At 70.4% G+C, this 1,369-nt stretch carries 1 protein-coding gene; it reads left to right on the top strand.

Features of this window, described 5'->3' with window-relative positions; all coding sequences use genetic code 11:
* Positions 1-143: 143 nt before the first annotated feature.
* Positions 144-1,364 (top strand): ISAs1 family transposase, encoded by a 1,221-nt coding sequence (locus tag V6V89_RS41385; protein ID WP_334625215.1) that lies wholly within the window; start codon positions 144-146, stop codon positions 1,362-1,364.
* Positions 1,365-1,369 lie beyond the last annotated feature (5 nt).

Below are 1,369 nucleotides of genomic sequence, written 5' to 3'. Positions count from 1 at the left end.
CAGGGCGATTGCGTAGTCGCGGGGATGCTGGCTGACCTGGTCCTATGTGGGCGGCCGAGGATGGTGTGAGGCGGGTGTGGCCGCCCGGGTGATCATGGAGTTGCTGACACCCTCACGACTCCGAGCAAGGACCACACCCGCTGATGCCATCTTCGCTGATCAACGCTGTCCGACCCAAGCCGACCATCGGCATCGACATCCCCGCTGCGCTGGGCACTGACGAGCAGCGGGATCTGCTGCACGCGCTGGCGGCGGTTCCTGACCCGCGGCACCGCCGTGGGGTGCGCTACCGGCTGGCCAGCCTGCTCGCGGTGGCGGTGTGCGCGGTGCTGGCCGGGGCCACCACGTTCGCCGCGATCGCTGACTGGGCCGCCGACCTGGACGAGCCGGTCCGTGCCCGGCTCGGGTTCACCGGCCGCATCCCCGTGGGTAGCACGCTCTGGCGGTTCCTGATCCGCATCGACGCGCAGCTGCTGCAGGCGGTGTTGACCGGCTGGCTACGCCACCGCCTGCCGGCCCAGCCACCAGCATCAGGACGCAAGGACCGGGTGGTCATCGCGGTGGACGGCAAGGTACTGCGCGGCGCGAAGCTGCCCGATGGGCGGCAGGTGCACCTGCTGTCCGCGTACGAGACCACCACCGGCCTGGTGCTGGCCCAGGTCGCCATCGCCGCGAAGTCGAATGAGATCCCCGCGTTCACCCCGTTGCTGGACCAACTGCTGACACAGCTCGGGTCGCTGGCCGGCACGATCATCGTGGCCGACGCGCTGCACGCCCAGGTCGGCCACGCCCACGCCGTGGCCGCCCGCGGCGGGCAGCTGATGGTCCAGGTCAAGGCGAACCAGCCCAGCGTGCATGCCCTGCTCAAGCAGCAACCGTGGGCGCAGGTGCCGATCGGGCACCAAACCCGCGACCGTGGCCACGGTCGCTGCGAGACCCGCACCGTCAAGGCGCTGACCGTGGCCACCCCGGGCGGGCTGGGCTTTCCGCATGCGCAGCAGGCTGTTCGGATCACCCGCACCCGCACCCGCACCGTCGTCGGCGGCGCAACCACCCGCGAGACCGCCTACCTGATCGTCACCCTGCCCGCCGCGGACGCCCAACCCCAGCAGCTGGGCGACTGGGCCCGCCGCGAATGGCACATCGAGAACCGCCTGCACTGGGTACGAGACGTGACCCTCGCCGAGGACGCCCATCAAGCCAGTACCGGCAACGGACCCGCCGTCGCCGCCGTCCTACGTAACACCTCCATCGGATACCACCGCAGCAACGGCGAACCCAACATCGCCCGCGCCACCAGACGCGCCAACCGCCGCCCCCACGATCTCATCAAGGCCGTGACCAGCGCATCTAGAACGCAATAGCCCTG

Source organism: Micromonospora sp. CPCC 206061 (genome assembly GCF_036906915.1).
Taxonomy (GTDB): Bacteria; Actinomycetota; Actinomycetes; order Mycobacteriales; family Micromonosporaceae; genus Phytohabitans.
The sequence above is the reverse complement of the archived record's forward strand: the minus strand, read 5'-3'. Positions and strand labels throughout refer to the sequence as shown.

Coding starts and splice junctions, on each gene's coding strand:
- V6V89_RS41385 (WP_334625215.1), top strand. CDS start 144: ATGCCATCTTCGCTGATCAACGCTGTCCGACCCAAGCCGACCATCGGC.